The organism is Gemmata palustris, assembly GCF_017939745.1.
Lineage (GTDB): Bacteria > Planctomycetota > Planctomycetia > Gemmatales > Gemmataceae > Gemmata > Gemmata palustris.
Genome location: NZ_JAGKQQ010000001.1, coordinates 868,407 through 884,152, shown reverse-complemented (window position 1 = coordinate 884,152; position 15,746 = coordinate 868,407). Strand labels below are relative to the sequence as shown.

Genomic DNA, 15,746 nt, shown 5'->3' with positions numbered 1-15,746 from the left:
ACCAAGCGGAAATTATCTCGCGCTCACCGGCACGGTCAAGACGCTCCCCCCTAAAACAGCGACCGCTGCTGGAGCTTCTTCACCCGGACTGCGAACGCCGGAACGGTTCCATGCGTTCCCGGACCACCCTCAGGCTTATCGTCCGCAGGCTTCGTCTCTTCCGGCTTCGGCTCCTCGACGGGCTTCGCCTCTTCAGCCGCCGGTATGATCCGCTCGACGCGCCGACGTTCTGCTTTGGGCTTCTCGCGGACGCGGGCAGGCACCGCTTCCACGAGGTGGCCCGCTTTCAGCGATTTGATCCGCTCCGCCAGCTCCGCCGACGTGGATTCCCCCTCCGCCGGGGTGCCCGAGAGTGACACCTTCAGCCGGTCGCGCAGGCCCGTGAGTTCCTCCATGTAGGCCGCATGCGTGAACACGCGCCCAATCCGTGCCTGGTAATCCGCAACCTGCCGCTGTGCGAGGTCGCGGTCCTGCTTGGCCCGGTCGATCAGTTCTCCGTAGGAATCCGCCACCCGCCCGAGCGCGTTCAACACGGCGCGGGGGCCGTGCGACGACAACAGCCCCGTCTGCGAGGCTTGCCCTTCGAGATACACGTCCGATCCCCCGACGGGATGGCTCTCGATTCCGAAGGTGAGACCGCGGTACTTTCCGATGGGAAACCGGCGGGTGTAGCTCACTGTCTCGGGGATGCGGTCCAGGGCGATCGCCAGAGCAGGGTCTTGGGGCGTCACGCTCCGGCCTCCCACGATCAGAACCCCGGCGTCACCGCCCGCGAGCGTTTTCGCGTCCGTCTCCAGTGCCGCAAGTCGCTTTTCTGTCCGGTCGATGGTCTGGGGCAGCTCGCGGAGGTTCTTCCGCGCGAGGTACTGCTCGTCGGCGTGGTTTCGCTTCAGTACCCCGAGCCGCTGCAATTCGGCGTCCGCTTCCGCGAGTGTGAGCACGGCGGGGTTCCCGGATGCGATGGCCTTCACCTCAGCGTAACTCAGTTCCTGCCCACCCACGTCCTCGGCCTTCCGGAGGCCGGATTCACCCGTCATGATCTGCCCGATAAATTTCGCCTTCGTCTCCAGAGCCTGCCACATGTACGCGTCGAAGCTGCCCTCGGTGACGTAGCGGTAGATCGCCACCTCCTCGTTCTGGTTCCCCTGGCGGAGGATGCGACCGTCACGCTGTTCTACCTCGGCCGGTTTCCACGGTGCATCGAGATGGTGCATCGCCGCGAGACGTTTCTGCACGTTGGTGCCCGTGCCCATCTTCGACGTCGAGCCGATCAGCACCCGCACCGCGCCGTTGCGGACCTTCTCGAACAGCGCCTGCTTTTTGGCATCGGAATCGGCGTCACCCATCACGGCGATTTGGTCGCGCGGGATGCCGTGGGCGGAGAGCTTCTCCACGATCTCGTCGTAGGGGCAGTACCCCCACGAGGTAGGGTTCACGCCCATGTCGCAGAAGACCATCTGCGTGCCCTTGGTCACGGCGGTCTTGCGCCAGATGCCGACAACGTTCTCCACCATCCGGTTGACCTTCGAGCCCTCGAACTCCCTGCCACCGGCGGTAAGCATGCGCGCGTCCAGCGCCAGCTTCCGCCCGTCGGTCGTGATGGCGAGCGCGTTGTCCTCGCGGGGATCGACCCCGCCGTTGCGAATGCGCTCATACCGCTCGACCAGCTTCTGCTGCAATTCAACCTGCTCATCGGACATCGAGCACGCGACGACATGGGGCTTCCCGCCTTCCAGCTTCGGCCGGGGCAGGTTCAGCATCTCGGCGGTCTGCACGTCGGAGAACGCGCGGAACATCTGCTGGAGTTCGGGCAGGTTCACGAACCTCGAGAACCGGGCGCGGGGCTTCAGGGACTTGCCGTCCGGGGAGATTTCCATCGCCTCAACGACCTCGCCGAAAGTCGAGGCCCAGGCGTCGAAGTGCTCGATGCCGCGCGATTTCAGTCCGATAGGGTCGAGGAACCGTTGCATCGTGTAGAGTTCGACCAGCGAGTTGCTGATCGGGGTGCCGGTCGCAAAAGTAACGCCGTGGCCGGGTTGCTGGTCGTGCAGGTAGCGGCACTTCATGTAGAGGTCGAACGCCCGCTCGGAGCCGCCGGTCTGGATGCCCGCGACGCGGTCCATCTTGGTCGCCACCTCCATGTTTTTGAAGTAATGCGCTTCGTCGATCATGATGTGGTCGACGCCGAGTTCGTCGAACACCAGCCCGTCGTCCTTCTTGTCCCGGGCGAGGAGGTCTTTCAGTTTGGCCTCGCGCGCCGCTTTCTGCTTCTCGATCGTCTTGATCATGTTGCGGTTGGACTTCGAGAACTTTTCCGCCGCCCGGTCGGCCAGAAGCTCGTCGTACTCGGCGATCTGCTCTCGCAGGAACCGCTCCTGGTAATCCCGCGACATGCCCATTCGCTCGAAGCTGGAGTGGGTCACAATGATCGCGTCCCATTCGCCCGAAGCGATCTTCGCGGTGAGTACCTTGCGCCGCTCCTTGGTAAAGTCCTCCTTCGAGGCGATGAGGATCTTCGCGTTCGGATAGAGTTGGAGGAATTCGCGGCCGAACTGCTCAAGCATGTGATTGGGCACACAGATAAGCGGCTTCTTGGCCAGCCCCGCCTGCCGCAGCTTCATCGCCGTCGCGGCCTGGACCATGGTTTTGCCTGCACCAACCGTGTGTGCGAGCAGCGTGTTGCCGCCGGACATCCCGCGCCAGATGGCGTCGATCTGGTGAGGTCGCAACTTGACCCCATCGGACATCCCTGGAAATTCGAGGTGTGACCCGTCGAACTGGCGAGGGCGCAGGTTGTTGAAGGCGTCGTTGTAGGTCCGCACCAGCCGCTCGGTACGGTCGGGATCAGCGAACACCCACGAGCGGAACTGCTCCTTGATCTGCTTCTGCTTCTCCTTCGCTCGCAGCGTCTCTTCCTGGTTAACCATTCGTTTGTCGGGATCGCCCGGAACCGGGTCGTAAATCACGGGCGTCTTCATGTTCAACGCGAGTTCAAACAGCCACAACCCGCTCGCGCGTGACGTGCCGTAGTCGGAAGTGACGGCTACGGACCGCTCGGCCGTGTAATCTCCCTCCACGCTCCACACCGCGTCCTTGGCCATGTGGGCGATACTGATCGAGGACGGCGCGACGTGGAAGAGTTCCGAGGCGAACTTCTGGACGTCACTCACCGGCACCCACGGCGCACCGAGGTTGGCGTCGATGTCACCCGGCAGCACGTCCTCGGGCTGGACAGTCTTCAGGGCATCAACGTTCCGAGCGGCTCCGGCCCGCTCGGCAGCCGAGAGCTTCGCGCGAACGTTTCCCGACAGGTACGCGTCGGCTGTCTCCCACCGCTTCGATTCGGGGTCGAGGTAAATCAGATCGCCGAGTTCGGCGACGACTTTCTCCTCGGGCTTGCCATAAAGCTTCGCGATCAGGAGCAGGTCGACGCCACCGGTGCGGTCGAGCGAAACGAGCAACCCTTCTTCTGCCGTCGCGACGTGCGTGACCGGCGGCGTCTTGCCCACCACGTCCTTGAGCAGGATCGGGGACTTCTTCGCCTCGCCCGTCTGTTCGTCGTATTCCTCCAAGGCCATCACCAGCATGGCGTCCGGGTCTTCGCGGAACTTCACCAGGTTCGGCATCCGGCGGTTCGAGGTGCCGTCCGCGGTATCCGAGATAGTGGTCTTGTTGATCGGGCCGTAGGCGGACTTGAAGATGTCGTAGGCGGCGTTCAGTTTCCGGCGGGCGTCGTCGCGGGCCGATTCCGGCCAGCCCTCGTTCTGTGACTGAAGCACCCTGCGAGCGTTATCGCGGAGTTCGATCAGCGAGCCCATCCGACGACCGACCAGCGCGCCGTTGGCCCACAGCTCCCCGCCCCCATACACGACGGGCGCGGCGGTGCCATCGACCATCTGATGGATGCGCCCCTCGTGGACGAAAAAGCTGCCCTCGGTGATGTGGCGTTCGGGCGAGGGAGGGACAAAAGAAGGGGCTACTTGATGAGTTACGCCGCTTACTTGAAGAGTTTGGCCTGATACTTGAAGCTTACGGGGCAGTCTTCCCACCGCAGCCTTCAACTGCTCCGCAAGATCGCCACGCGACAGGACGCTGTACCCCTCGCCGTAGAGCGAGTCCTTTCCCGAGTACGTGCCCAGAACCATCTCGGGATGCGTCTTGAAGTAGTGGTTAATCGGTAGCGCGCGACCGTCGATCTCGGTGGGCTCGGTCTTCAGCCACTGCGGGTCGGCGTGGTGCGCCGATTCGCCCGGTGCCCGCTTCCGCAGGAACACGATGTCGGTAACGACCGCCGTGCCCTCGCGCTTGAACGCATCCGACGGCAGCCGGATCGCCCCGAGGAAGTCGGCCTTATCGCCCAGGTACTCTCGGATCGAGGCGTTCTGCTTGTCCAGGGTGTAGTGCGACGTGACCAGCGCCAGTACGCCGCCAGGCTTCAGGGCATCAACTGACTTGGCGAAGAAGTAATCGTGGAGCGCGAACTTCTGTCCGTGGTGGTCGAGCTTCAGGTCGGCAAACGGGACGTTCCCGATGACGGCGTCGAGTTCGGGCAGCTTGGTCTGCTGAAAGTCCTCGTTGCGGATGTCCTGGCTGGGGTGCAGCGCCTTCGCGATCCGCGCGGAGATGCTGTCGAGTTCGACCCCGATGTACCGCTTGCCGGGCCGCAGGAACGTGCCAGGCCCGCAGCCCGGTTCCAACACCAGGCCACCATCCGGCACTCCGAGCTGCGTCAGCGCGGCGTGCATCGCGTCGACGACGGCGGGTGAGGTGTAAAACGCGTTAAATGTGGTCCGGCGAGCAGAGGCGTACTCGTCCGGCGTGAGGAGTGCTTTCAATTCCTCGCCGAGAGAGCGCCACGAATCGTCCTTGTACTGGCCGTTCGCGGGATTCGGGAAGATGGAGAGGGCGACTGGCCCCACGCCTGGGTATCTGGCAAGTGCCTCGCGTTCTTCGGGTGTAGCGGGTGTGCCGCGCCTCTCGACCTGGTGAAGAGTCTTGATCGCCGTGATGATGTCGCGGGCCTTGCCCTTTTCCCCGCTCGAAAGCGGAGGGCCTCGCACTACTTCAGGAACGGGATCGACGGGCGGGATGCTCTGCGCGGGGACTGCCGGCGGCTGTGGCCGCACACGCTCGGCGAACGTCGCTGCTGGCGGTTTCTCCCCGACACGTTCGGCGAACGTGGCTGGCGGTTCGTCGTCGAGGTAGTCGAACAGGGATGGGCCGGACTTCTTCTTGGGCTTCGGGGGCATCTCGAGACGGGACGTGGGGTTGCTGTGGCCACAGTTTGTAAGGCGGATTGGCGGCAGGCGCAAGAAAAAGACCGCGACCACGGGTGCGATCACGGTCTGTTCAGTACGGTAATGCCCGGGTTACGACGCGCCGCCAAAATCGTGCGTAATTCCGCGTTCTTTGCGGGTCATTTGGCACACTTCCTCGAACACGCGGTCGGCATGCACGCGATCCTGAACGCGGGTTTCAAAGTTGATCGGGCGCGTCCACTCGCGGTTTTCGCTTCGGAAGGTGAACCCCGCCTCGCGCATCTTCCCGCGCACGGCGTCGCTTGGCTTCTCGTCGAATTTGATGATGGACAGGTAGGGGTCGTGGTGCTCGAACACTCGGACACCGACCACGTAATCGGTTTTGCCCTGCTCGTTGTAGCGCGGCTGGCGCTTGCCCACTGCTTCCGCGTGGCTCTTGCTGGGTTCCCGGTGCTGTGGGTGGCGGGAATGGTGCGCATGCTCGTGGTGCGGCGATTGGCCGTTTTCGTGAGCTGCATGCCGCTCGGCTTCAACTGAACGGGATTGCTCGGCTGCGGCAGGCTCCGTCGCTGGGGCGTGAACGATGTTTTCGGGTTGGATGCTGATCCGAGGCGACTCGACGGGTGCCGGTTCGGTGGCGACGGGTTGCGGTTGCTCGGTGGGCGTTTCAGCGGCGGTGGGTTCCTTTGCTTTCTTGCGACGTGCCATGGGCGAATCCTTTCTCTCGGTTAAACGCCTGCCCACGACCGAGAGGACGAGAGCAGGCCCGACTAGAAGTGCCAGAATTGAAAGGCGTTGGCAAGAAGAACGTGCGGATCGGCTAACCACTTCAAAACTCAGGCAATACTCCGCCTTCCGCAGACATCCGGTAACCCCTCTGGGCACCGATGCGGTGTGAATGCCTGCTCTGCCGCCTGCGTATCCCCCGGCTCGCTGTTTGTTCTCGCGGTGCGCCTCCGCGCCGGTGCTGGTACGTCGCCTCCAGCAGGCTAAAATGTCGTCACCGTCGTGTGGCCGGGTTCTGCCCACGCGCTGCAGGGCAACGTGAGCGGTGCGGAAGTCCAAATGGCGAAGACACCCGCAGGCCGTCGCCCCTTTTAGAGGGAGGGGCTACCTTGGGCGGAACATTCATATACTGGTTGATCTTTAGTGCCGGATGTGGCACAAGGAAGGGGTATACCACACAGGGCTTCCACCAAAGACTGTGTGCCGCCCTCCAGGTTTCCAAGACTTGGGGGGCATTTTATTTGTAGCGTAGTTCAGAGCTGTAGGGAAGCATTTCAACATGCACTGAAGTGCGTCACCAGTGACGTATGCCAGACTAGTAAAAAGCGTCGGTGGACACCTAGATTTAAAGACGCTGCAAAAGACGCTCATTCGGTAGATTCGGAACGAAATGTCTACATTTTGTACATTTGATCAGTATGTTTATGTAATTTATGCTTTACGCATTCAGGAGTGACACATTGCCCCAGGTCTGGAAGTTGTGCGTCAACAGAGTGGCCAGCTTCTGGCGGTGTTTGGTCGTCAGATCAGCCAGGCACCCGTCGATGGCGTCCTGAAACTTTTTGAAATCCTGATGGTGGCGGCTGTTCAGAACTTCCATCTTGACGAACTTCCACAGTCGCTCGATCAGGTTCAGGTTGGGCGAGTAACTCGGCAGGAACAGCAACTCGATACCCAACTCCTTGGCCGCGCCCTGCACCAACGCGCACCGCTGGTACCGGGCGTTGTCCATCACCAACGTGACCGGTATCGGCATCCCTCGGTTCGCGATCGTGCGGAGCAACGCACACACCGAGGTCGCCGTGATGTAGGTCGTGTTGATCTCCGTCACCAGTTCGTGCGTGACCGCGTTGAGCGCGCCCAGCACGTTGTACCGCTGCCGGCCACTCGCCGCCCGCACATACAGCCGCACGAAGCACCACACCCACCCCAGGAACGACGCCAACACGAAGTGCGACGCGTCTACGAAATACACGGTCCGGTTACCGCCCCGAGCCTGCGCCAGCTTCGGTTCCAGTTCCGCCTTTTAAAAAGTCCGCCTGCGTTCGGGCGTGTTCCACGACGGTCTTCTTCGGTGGGACCGGGATTGGGGCCACCTTCAGGCACTTCATCCCCAGGTCGTCCTTCAGGAACTTACGGACCCGTGATGGCTTCCGTCGGACGCCGGTCCGCTCCTCGATCCGCCGCGCCGCGTCGTGAGCCGTGTGCGGCGGACGCGCGCGGAACTCCTCTTCGATCGTGGCCCGGTGCGGCGTCAGGGCGCTGGGCTGGCCTTTCCAACCGAACGACCGGACGCCGTCCAGACCTTTGACCGCGAAGATCCGCAGCACCCGCTGGACCGTGGACCGCGACACATTGGCCAGCTCGGCGATGCACCCGTGGGTCTGGTTCTTGCTCTTGAGCCAAAGGATCTCCATGCGCTCCTGAACGCGCGGGTCCGGGTGCCCATACCGATCACGCGCGATCGCTTCGACCACGGCCTCGGGAAACGAATATGTGGGGCGCATCATCGGCCTCCCGAATACGGATTACGGCGACAGGCCTATCCTCTGCTGACGAGCGCTGACCCGCAAGGACGACTTGTGTCACTTCAGGGGACGCCGAGAATAATTATCGAAACAATTTGGCGCGGAGTATCTCGCCAACACATCAAGAATGCACCCCTTACCCAAGCTGGAGCAAATCACCGAGGGTGAAAAACGCAGAAAAAATGACGGATGAGTCGGTATAACAGCACCCCATTCGCCATTTCCTGAGATTCAGCTTCGGAGGCGCACTGCAAGCTTACCATTTCCTCAGTTTGCCCGCCTCAGACGCATGCTGCAAACGACAGCCAAGCTTGGTTGGAAGTCATCGGTTTGCGTCCTTGTTGTCACAAAGCTAGCCACAGTTTTTGCACGGCGTCGGCCCGCTCTGTGAGCGATGCCGCTAGGCACCTGCGTACCCTTACGGAGTTTTCCGGTGGACGAGCCTGACCCGCTCCCTGGGCTCTTGCGCTCACTGAGGCGAATTACCCTCCCTGTCGAGGACAAGGAAGACGCCGCTCAAGATGCCGAGGTTGCGCTTCTGATGCACAAGGGAGAGCCACCGAACAACACGCTCGCATGGAAGGTCACCGCCGCTCGCCGGAGGGCATTCAAAATCGCTCGAAAGAAGCGTGCGTGCGACACGTGCGATCTCTGCGGGGTCGAGCTAGCCGAAGCCGACTCGGCCAGAGAGGTGGAGCAGCGAGACTGTGCCCGGGCCGTAAGGGAAGCCGTTGCAGCCCTCCCGGAAGATCTCCGTGTGGTAGTGGTCATCTGCTACCTCGAAGAGAAGACTGGAATTGAAGCCGCCTGTGCGTGTGGGGTGCGGCCAAGCACCGTCTGTCGACGCCTCCAGCAAGCCCTCGAGATGCTCCGCAGCACTATGACCGCGCGAGGGTTGGGGCCGAGCTAACGAACTGCAACGCAATTCCTCTGCCGCCCGGGGCACTCTATCGGTGAAGCCTCGCAGCTACTCGCCGCAACTCGCCCAGAACGTTCCAAGACCCACCAAAATTTAACCAAGCAACCGGCTGCACGTTGTGCAGACGACAAGGGAGCCACGTTATGTCAGAAGTATCCAGCAGCGTGGGGAGGTCCCCGCTGCTGATCGCTGGTGGGCAGAACCCGTCAGCTTTAAACCTGACACCTGCCGATCCGGCCGAGATGGAACGCCAAGCCTTCGAGTTCTTCGCGCGGAATCACTCTGCGAAGCAGTACCAGCCACTGCTGACTCAGCTGTACTCGCTTTGCCACGAGTACAACAGTCGATTCTTTGGCAGCCAGCTACTCGTCCCGCACATCGGCGTCGGGCGGACGTGCCCCCGGCGGTTCAGTCAGTGCTGGCTGACGACCAGCTACGGCGCGACGATTGACATCATGCTGAGCGAACGAATCGCATTCGGGACGGATGCTCGGATCGTCCGCGATCCTTGGCCTGCCGAAGGCACAAGACGATTCCTTGCTGACCTACTGCTCGCAGAAACCGTGAAACAGTCGATCTTTCAACTGAAGGGTAGCACCGAGAAGGGTTACGGAGGGTACGGCCCCTTGTTCGCGGCGGAAGCGACGCGTATCGGACCGGAGATCGGACTGCCCGTAGAGGTTTTGGCCCGGCGGCGCGGGACTCGAGGGCGCGGGGAATCTGTCGCTGCCACGTGGCCGTGGGCCTTCCGGAATGAAAGTTACTACCTCGGGCACATCCGGTTTGCACAGCTTACTGGCTGCAAGAAACCTAGCCGTTCACAGATCCAGTCCGTCGTTCCGGGTGTGTACATATACCCACGGCGAGTATCGCTTTACCGCCCGCCGGGGGCGAAAAACCGTGGGCATGATCCGCCTTTCTTACGGCGGGGCCGCGCCGCTCACGGCAGATCAGTGGGTGGAAGGCGTCGTCAAAGGTTACGTCGAGGCTAACGCGCTGGAAGACATGGTGGAACAACTACCGGCCTACCGCGTGGAGGCCGAAAAGTGCGGCGGCCAACTCTTGGAAGTCGTGAAACATCTGGCACGCCGGGGAGGTGATCTCGACGCGCTAAGAGTGGTGCTCGGTATGAAGTCAGAGGCCTGACGCCCCTGCAATCAGTTGTTGCGCGAGCGCTCGAGGTGTGGCATGGTCGGAGAATGCAAGCGACGTTCATTTCCCATTCGTGCCACTTTTCCGCAGCAGGCGTTGTCGCTTGCAACCCGTCGCGTCTGCTGCGGAAAGCTGGTAGAGAGTGAGGCAAATGTGACCATCTGGACCTTCTTCGACAGCCACTGTTTTCTGGCCTTCCTGGCATTGTGCTCCACGTACTATTTGTGCGTGCGTCTGATTCGAATGGTCATGGTGTTGGCTCGTGGTTGGCCCACACCACCGCTTGACGCTGACGGCGAAGTTGTGCGTCCCGAGAAGCCAGAAGGCGAGGCGGCATGATACCGACGGTTACGGTTCTCGCCACCGGGTACGCAAAGGGGTATTCGCCCAACCAGTGCGTTCATTCCACTGCCCGAGAGGTCTTTTACTGGGATGAAGAGCGGGCGATCAATCGGCTGGTCAGTGAGCATCCACTCTGCGCGTCCATCATTGCCCTTGCCCGTGCCAAAATACTTCAGGCCCTGCTTGATATCGGCTACCGGGGTACGAAGTCGGAGATGATTGCGGAACGGAACCGGGCATGGGCCTGGCTGTTCGCCGAGCAGAGTGATTTTCGGGAATTCTGTTCTGACGCCGGATACTCGCCACGCATCGTTCGAGCAAAAGCAATTGAAATTTCTCAGCACGGCCTCCAATGGCGGGCCGCAGCCGGAACGGGGAAGCGATATCGGAACAAAGTAAGCGAGGCAGCATGATCTGCGGCGTCTGCGAGGGAGCCGGTTACCTACTGTTCCTCAAGCTGCGGGAATACTGGCACTGCCCGTGTTGCGGTGGAGCTGGTGTGAGCGTTCAGCACGGCCCGTCGTTGATCGGCCCCGGGACCAGAAGGCGGAAGAAGTCGTGACCCCGCTCGCGCAAATCGCCATCGACTTCGCGCGAGAGTGCCTCAAGTGGCGGAAGGCGGAGTTCTCAGGAACATCCCTCACGGAATTGATGTGGTTCAACGCCCCAGGCGGAATTCGCTTCCTGCGCTTTGGCGACCTGAGCGCTGTGATGAGTGCCGTCCGCGAATGGTGCGATCGGACGGGATGCCGAATTGAGATGCACTACTCGCCCGATCAGAACGGCTTCGGTGTGCTGTGTGAGGGCGTTGACACCTGGGATGCCGATCCCTGCCACGCGCTCCTCGAAGCTTGCGTTGAAGCCAGTCGAAAACTGAAGACCGCGTAACCGCCCGACAACCTGAACCCCGCCAGCAGAGGCATCATGCCGTCTGCCCAGGACACCACGCGCCTAAAAGGAGACTCCGATGAGCTTCGATTCGAGACTCGCCGAGGACGTGATGTACGCATCGGCGTTTTGCCTCTGCGATGGATGGCCGGAACTGGTTGACCTGACCCCGGCCGAACGGCTGGATAGCATCGTCGCGTACTTTGAAGCGGCGTTCATGGCCTACCGCGACGGGCTTGCGGGGTGGGTGCCCGAGCCGAGCGCGAATTGACCGTTCACCGAACTCACACCTGGGGACACCGTGACTGAAACGCTCCTGACCAAAGCCGAGACCTGCGCGATACTCCGCTGTTCCTCCCGCACCCTCGACCGGTGGCGGTCGATCTGGCGGGCGAAGAAGCAGAACCCGCTTGGCGAGGTGAAGATCCGGAAGCGGGCATGCTTTCAACGAGCAGCCGTGGAGAAATTGTTCAGCCAGCCGAAACTGTGGCTGGCGTGAACAGCATCACACGGCATCGGATGGGGCGTCCTTGCTCTCTGCCTCGCCGCCGACCACGAATCGCCACAGGCGGCTCAGCTCCCGGACCACATCGGCCATGTCGCCGGTGCGTTCGTCGTCGTATCGCTGTGTGGCGAGATCGGCCGCCGAGTGCCGCAGGAACCGCTGCCGCTGTCGGAGCGGGACTTCTCGCCGGCGGAGGAACGTGTTCACCGTCTTGCGGAGGCTGTGCCAGTCGGCATGGCCTTTGTCCGTTTGGTACGGGATGTTCGCCATCTTGAGGTGGGCCAGGTGCGGCCGTCGGAGGTTGTGCCGGTCCGGAATGGCGATCAGCGGCGCTTCGCTGTCCTTTTCGGCAACCCACGCCTTCAACTCGGTGACCAATCTCTTCACGAGTGGGATGACGGCCCGACGGCCGTTCTTCGTCTTGAGCCCCGGCAGGTCGATCACCCCCTTCTTCAGCTTCACCTCTTTCACCTGCACCCGCGACAGCTCGCCCCGCCTCAACCCGGTGAACGTGGCCAGAAGGTACATCATCCGCCGCTCGCGTCCCTGCTCCTCCAGTTTGGCGACTGTTTCCGGTTTCATCTTGGTGGTGCTCGCCGCACGTGGGGAGCCGTCGCTCTTCGGTCGGCCGCCGCGGTTCAGCTTCCTCGATTCGACCGGGTACGAGCCAGCCGTGCGGATCAGGGTCCGCAGGTCGGCCGTCTTGAGTGCCCGCCGCTTGCGCGCGGCTACCGGCTCACCCTTTGGGGGCTCGGCACGGGGGACGCGCTCGACGACGTTCTCGGGGTGCCGCTGGCCCTTTCGGAGCCACTGGAAGAACGTGTACACCGCCGCCCGGTGGTCGCTCTTGGTCGTCACGCTGACGGGGACCGGGTCGCTCCCCTCCTTCACGCGGGCGTCGGTCATCGTCCGGAAGAACGCCTTGAGCTTGTCCGCCGTCACGTCGCGGAGGGTCTTCGCCCCGATGCCGTCGAAGGTGCGAGCAAGGCGGGCGGCCACCGCGCCGTGGTACTGGGTGGAGGTGCCACCGTGGCGGACGTCTTCGAGGTAGTCGCCGATGTGCTCCCTGAGCGGCCGGTCGAGGTGGATCTTGAACGGGTCGGTCAGCTTGGCGTCCCCGCGCTCCAGGGCGGCCACGATGTCGGCCAGCTTCTTCTGAGAAGCGGCCTTGTCGGTGTACGCGGGCACGCGGTTCAGCTTCCCCTCGTGTTTGTAGACGACGTACCACTTCGCAGACTCCACCCGCACCTTCTTGGCCCCGGGCGTGCCGGGCTTCACCCGCGTTCCGGTTCGGTCCTCCCAATGCGTAGTGACCACCTTTTTCAGCGTCGCCATGGTGTGCCGCCCTCCGTTTTTGTTTGTCACTCCGTTTGTCACCGAATTATGCTCGACGTGTCTCGGCGTGACGAGGTCCGACGGAGTGAATCGAGAGGGGAACCATTACGAAACGCTATAAATCGCAGTAAATAACGCGATACGGCGGGCAATGTCCCGATGTGGCTGGAAGTGGCTCGGAAACCCTCTTCTACATTGACATTGTGGGGGTCACTAGTTCAAGTCCAGTAACGCGCACTCAACAAACCGGCCGCAAACCCAAGCGAAACAAGGGTTTGCGGCCGGTTCTTTTTTGTCCCGCCCTACCCCTCATGTTTGTCACCTGGCTCGTCGTCAGTTTCGCCCGCGCCTATCTCGGACCGCGACAGCAGGTGCCAGCACAAGAGCGGATCTGCCGTCCAGATTGACCGCAGATACCAAGCGGCAGAAGGATAACGAAGTTTACAGAGTAAAGGCACAAGCAACGAACCCCGCGAACCACCGCACAGAAAGTGACTCTGGTCCGCGCGGCTCAGGGTCAATCGTCCACCTCATTGCGCGCGGTATGTAGCTCTTTTCCGTCACCGTGGCGTGCCCGGCCTGCGTGAATTCCACGGGGTCAAGCCGACCAGCGCACTGGACAAGTATCGCTCGGCACTGGAGAACGAGTTCCGGGACGGTGGTCGTGTGCCCCCCACTACTTCACCGGGGCGGAAGCCCCCGGATTGGGAGTGCGGGGGCGCACCGAGACTTCGCCCCCCGGTGAACCGTGTTCTACCCCACACAGCGCCCGCCCGGATGCCGAACTGACCCGGAAGGCAAAGGGGGCGATCTGGTCCGACGACAGCCCCGCGCTCCGCACCCCGACCGAGATCCGGGACGCGGCCCGGCACGCGCGTCGGTACCGAGGCAAAGAGGAGCCGTTCGCCGGGCTATACGACCGGCGAAGTGGGCGGTTGACGGGTGGGCCGGCGACGCTGCGAAGTTGCTCGACCCGTGATCCGAGACCTACCCCGGTCAAGACCGGTGCGCGTGCTGGAGGTCTGTGGGGCAGCACTGAAGAGCACCCGCGGCGATCCTCGAACTCCCGGCCCGCGACCGGTAAGTTCGTCCGAATTGAGTATCGAACGCATCCTGCCCCGGGCTTTGGTGACGCAGTACCCAGTTGCTCCGCCACGTACAGAGCCGGCGCTCATTTCGGAATCTCCCCACCGCCCTGCGCGATCGTGCCGGGGAGTTCGCCTTCGCGAACCATCCCCCTCCACATCCGTTTGCCCCACACCAAGAAACGCCTACGCGCTCCGGGCACCGGTCGAAGCTCACCGGCGGAGATCGGGTAGCCACCGATTCGGTACGAGTCTCACAGTCCGTGCCCGAATCAACTCTTCTAATTCGTTTCCTTCACATTTCCATTTTCTCGTATTAGGATTGGTGAATCTCCCGCAAGATCGCGCCTTCCGTTCCGACCAGCGCCCACCATGCCCGACCCATTTGCCACTCTCACGGAACGCCGCGCGGCGGTTCTGAGAATCCTGTCGAGTCGAGGACCGCTCACGATTCAGCAACTCGCGCTCGAAACGGGTTCGTCGCGACACGCGATCGAACGGGTACTGAATTGCGAGTGGTTCGAGCGCCTCAATGGGGGGCGCGCGTCGCCCTTCGGGCTGTCCGCCGCGGGGAAAGAGAAAGCCGACGAGTACGGGGGCGTTTAAACGCAAAAGCCCCGCGGTACCTCCGCGGGGCTTCGGAAATCGTGATTCGGCCACGTGATACTACGACGCGGTCCCGGTCGCGGGCATCGAGCGTTCGCCGTCCGCGGCACGGGCGATGAGTTCGCCGCGCGAGGGCAGCCGGACCCGCCACGCGAGCCCGCAGAGGGCCAGCCCCCGGATCACCAGCCAGCTCAGGTCGAACTGCCACCACTGGAGCCCGTGCCGGGCCGACGACGGAAAGGCGTGGTGGTTGTTGTGCCACCCCTCGCCCAGCGCCACCACACCGACCAGCACGTTGTTGCGGCTCTCGTCGCCGGCCGCGTAGGGCTTGCTGCCCCACAAGTGGCAGATCGAGTTCACGCTCCAGGTGGCGTGGTGCCCGAGCAGAATGCGAACGAGCCCGCCCCACACGAACCCGGTGAGGGCACCGTGCCACCCGCCGAAGGCGTACCCGATCGCGGCCGGGATCAGGACGCCGAGGAGCGCCCACAGCGGGAACAGCGCGCTGACCGTGCGGATCACCGGGTCGCGGCGCCAGTCCCCGGCGTAACGGTCCAGGCCGTCGGGCATGGGGGAAAACGCCCAGCCGATGTGCGAGTGCCAGAAGCCCTGGAGCCAGCCCTTGAGCCCGCGGGTGTGCGGGTACGGGGAGTGCGGGTCGCCGTCCTTGTCGCTGTGCTGGTGGTGGAGCCGGTGCCGCCCGACCCAGTCGAGCAGCGGCCCCTGGAAGGACATCGACCCGAGCACGCCGAAGAGAACCTGGATCGGGCGCACGGTTTGAAACGAGCGGTGCGTGAAGAGCCGGTGGAACCCGACCGTGACGCCGAGCATGGACATCAGGTACATGCCGACCAACAGCGCGAAATCGACCCACCCGAAGTAGCCCCAGCCCACCGCCAGAACGATGCCCGCGGCCAACCCCACCAGGGGGACCGAGACGCCGACGAACGTCGTGACCCACGACAACACCTTCCGGCCGGTGCTAAACACCTGCTGCGGCGGCGGGAGGATGGCCTCGGGAACCGACTCGTTCGGTTCGGTTGCGGGCGGGGCACTAGGCAAGCTGGTGCTTGACAGAGTAGGCAAGCTGAGGGTTCCTGACTTAAAAGTGACAGGCGCGTG

Annotated in this window: 14 protein-coding genes; 8 read left to right on the top strand and 6 right to left on the bottom strand. The window is 62.8% G+C overall.

Features of this window, described 5'->3' with window-relative positions; all coding sequences use genetic code 11:
• Positions 1 to 50: 50 nt before the first annotated feature.
• The 4 genes from J8F10_RS03545 to J8F10_RS03530 all read right to left on the bottom strand — a co-directional run bounded on the left by J8F10_RS03545 (position 51) and on the right by J8F10_RS03530 (position 7,774).
• Positions 51 to 5,249, bottom strand: coding sequence for a DEAD/DEAH box helicase family protein (locus tag J8F10_RS03545; RefSeq protein ID WP_210652507.1), 5,199 nt, complete (start codon positions 5,247 to 5,249; stop codon positions 51 to 53).
• Positions 5,250 to 5,369: 120 nt separating this feature from the next.
• Positions 5,370 to 5,966, bottom strand: coding sequence for a hypothetical protein (locus J8F10_RS03540; RefSeq protein ID WP_210652506.1), 597 nt, complete (start codon positions 5,964 to 5,966; stop codon positions 5,370 to 5,372).
• A 736-nt stretch (positions 5,967 to 6,702) separates the two neighbouring features.
• Complete coding sequence (locus J8F10_RS03535) at positions 6,703 to 7,239, bottom strand: IS630 family transposase (RefSeq protein ID WP_210652505.1); 537 nt, start codon at positions 7,237 to 7,239, stop codon at positions 6,703 to 6,705.
• A 7-nt stretch (positions 7,240 to 7,246) separates the two neighbouring features.
• A complete protein-coding gene (locus tag J8F10_RS03530; RefSeq protein ID WP_210652504.1) occupies positions 7,247 to 7,774 on the bottom strand; it encodes a helix-turn-helix domain-containing protein in 528 nt (175 codons plus the stop codon).
• Between the two features lie 451 nt (positions 7,775 to 8,225).
• Between J8F10_RS03530 and J8F10_RS03525 the strand changes: the two genes are divergently transcribed.
• The 7 genes from J8F10_RS03525 (at position 8,226) to J8F10_RS03495 (ending at position 11,592) form a co-directional block, all read left to right on the top strand.
• A complete protein-coding gene (locus J8F10_RS03525; RefSeq protein ID WP_210652503.1) occupies positions 8,226 to 8,702 on the top strand; it encodes an RNA polymerase sigma factor in 477 nt (158 codons plus the stop codon).
• A 909-nt stretch (positions 8,703 to 9,611) separates the two neighbouring features.
• Complete coding sequence (locus J8F10_RS03520; RefSeq protein WP_210652502.1) at positions 9,612 to 9,857, top strand: hypothetical protein; 246 nt, start codon at positions 9,612 to 9,614, stop codon at positions 9,855 to 9,857.
• A 159-nt stretch (positions 9,858 to 10,016) separates the two neighbouring features.
• Positions 10,017 to 10,202, top strand: coding sequence for a hypothetical protein (locus tag J8F10_RS03515; protein ID WP_210652501.1), 186 nt, complete (start codon positions 10,017 to 10,019; stop codon positions 10,200 to 10,202).
• Complete coding sequence (locus J8F10_RS03510) at positions 10,199 to 10,618, top strand: hypothetical protein (RefSeq protein ID WP_210652500.1); 420 nt, start codon at positions 10,199 to 10,201, stop codon at positions 10,616 to 10,618. The genes J8F10_RS03515 and J8F10_RS03510 overlap by 4 nt, the downstream gene beginning before the upstream one ends.
• A 145-nt stretch (positions 10,619 to 10,763) precedes the next feature.
• Complete coding sequence (locus J8F10_RS03505) at positions 10,764 to 11,093, top strand: hypothetical protein (RefSeq protein ID WP_210652499.1); 330 nt, start codon at positions 10,764 to 10,766, stop codon at positions 11,091 to 11,093.
• 79 nt (positions 11,094 to 11,172) lie between these two features.
• Complete coding sequence (locus J8F10_RS03500) at positions 11,173 to 11,364, top strand: hypothetical protein (RefSeq protein ID WP_210652498.1); 192 nt, start codon at positions 11,173 to 11,175, stop codon at positions 11,362 to 11,364.
• 30 nt (positions 11,365 to 11,394) lie between these two features.
• Positions 11,395 to 11,592, top strand: a complete 198-nt coding sequence (locus J8F10_RS03495) for a hypothetical protein (RefSeq protein ID WP_210652497.1) — start codon at positions 11,395 to 11,397, stop codon at positions 11,590 to 11,592.
• Between the two features lie 6 nt (positions 11,593 to 11,598).
• Here J8F10_RS03495 and J8F10_RS03490 read toward each other — a convergent pair whose 3' ends face one another.
• On the bottom strand, positions 11,599 to 12,933 hold the full coding sequence (locus J8F10_RS03490; protein ID WP_210652496.1) for a tyrosine-type recombinase/integrase: 1,335 nt from the start codon (positions 12,931 to 12,933) through the stop codon (positions 11,599 to 11,601).
• Positions 12,934 to 14,390: 1,457 nt separating this feature from the next.
• Between J8F10_RS03490 and J8F10_RS03485 the strand changes: the two genes are divergently transcribed.
• Positions 14,391 to 14,624, top strand: coding sequence for a hypothetical protein (locus J8F10_RS03485; RefSeq protein ID WP_210652495.1), 234 nt, complete (start codon positions 14,391 to 14,393; stop codon positions 14,622 to 14,624).
• A gap of 60 nt (positions 14,625 to 14,684) precedes the next feature.
• On the opposite strand, the gene J8F10_RS03480 is transcribed toward J8F10_RS03485, so the two are convergent.
• On the bottom strand, positions 14,685 to 15,686 hold the full coding sequence (locus tag J8F10_RS03480; RefSeq protein ID WP_246522837.1) for an acyl-CoA desaturase: 1,002 nt from the start codon (positions 15,684 to 15,686) through the stop codon (positions 14,685 to 14,687).
• Between the last annotated feature and the right edge of the window lie 60 nt (positions 15,687 to 15,746).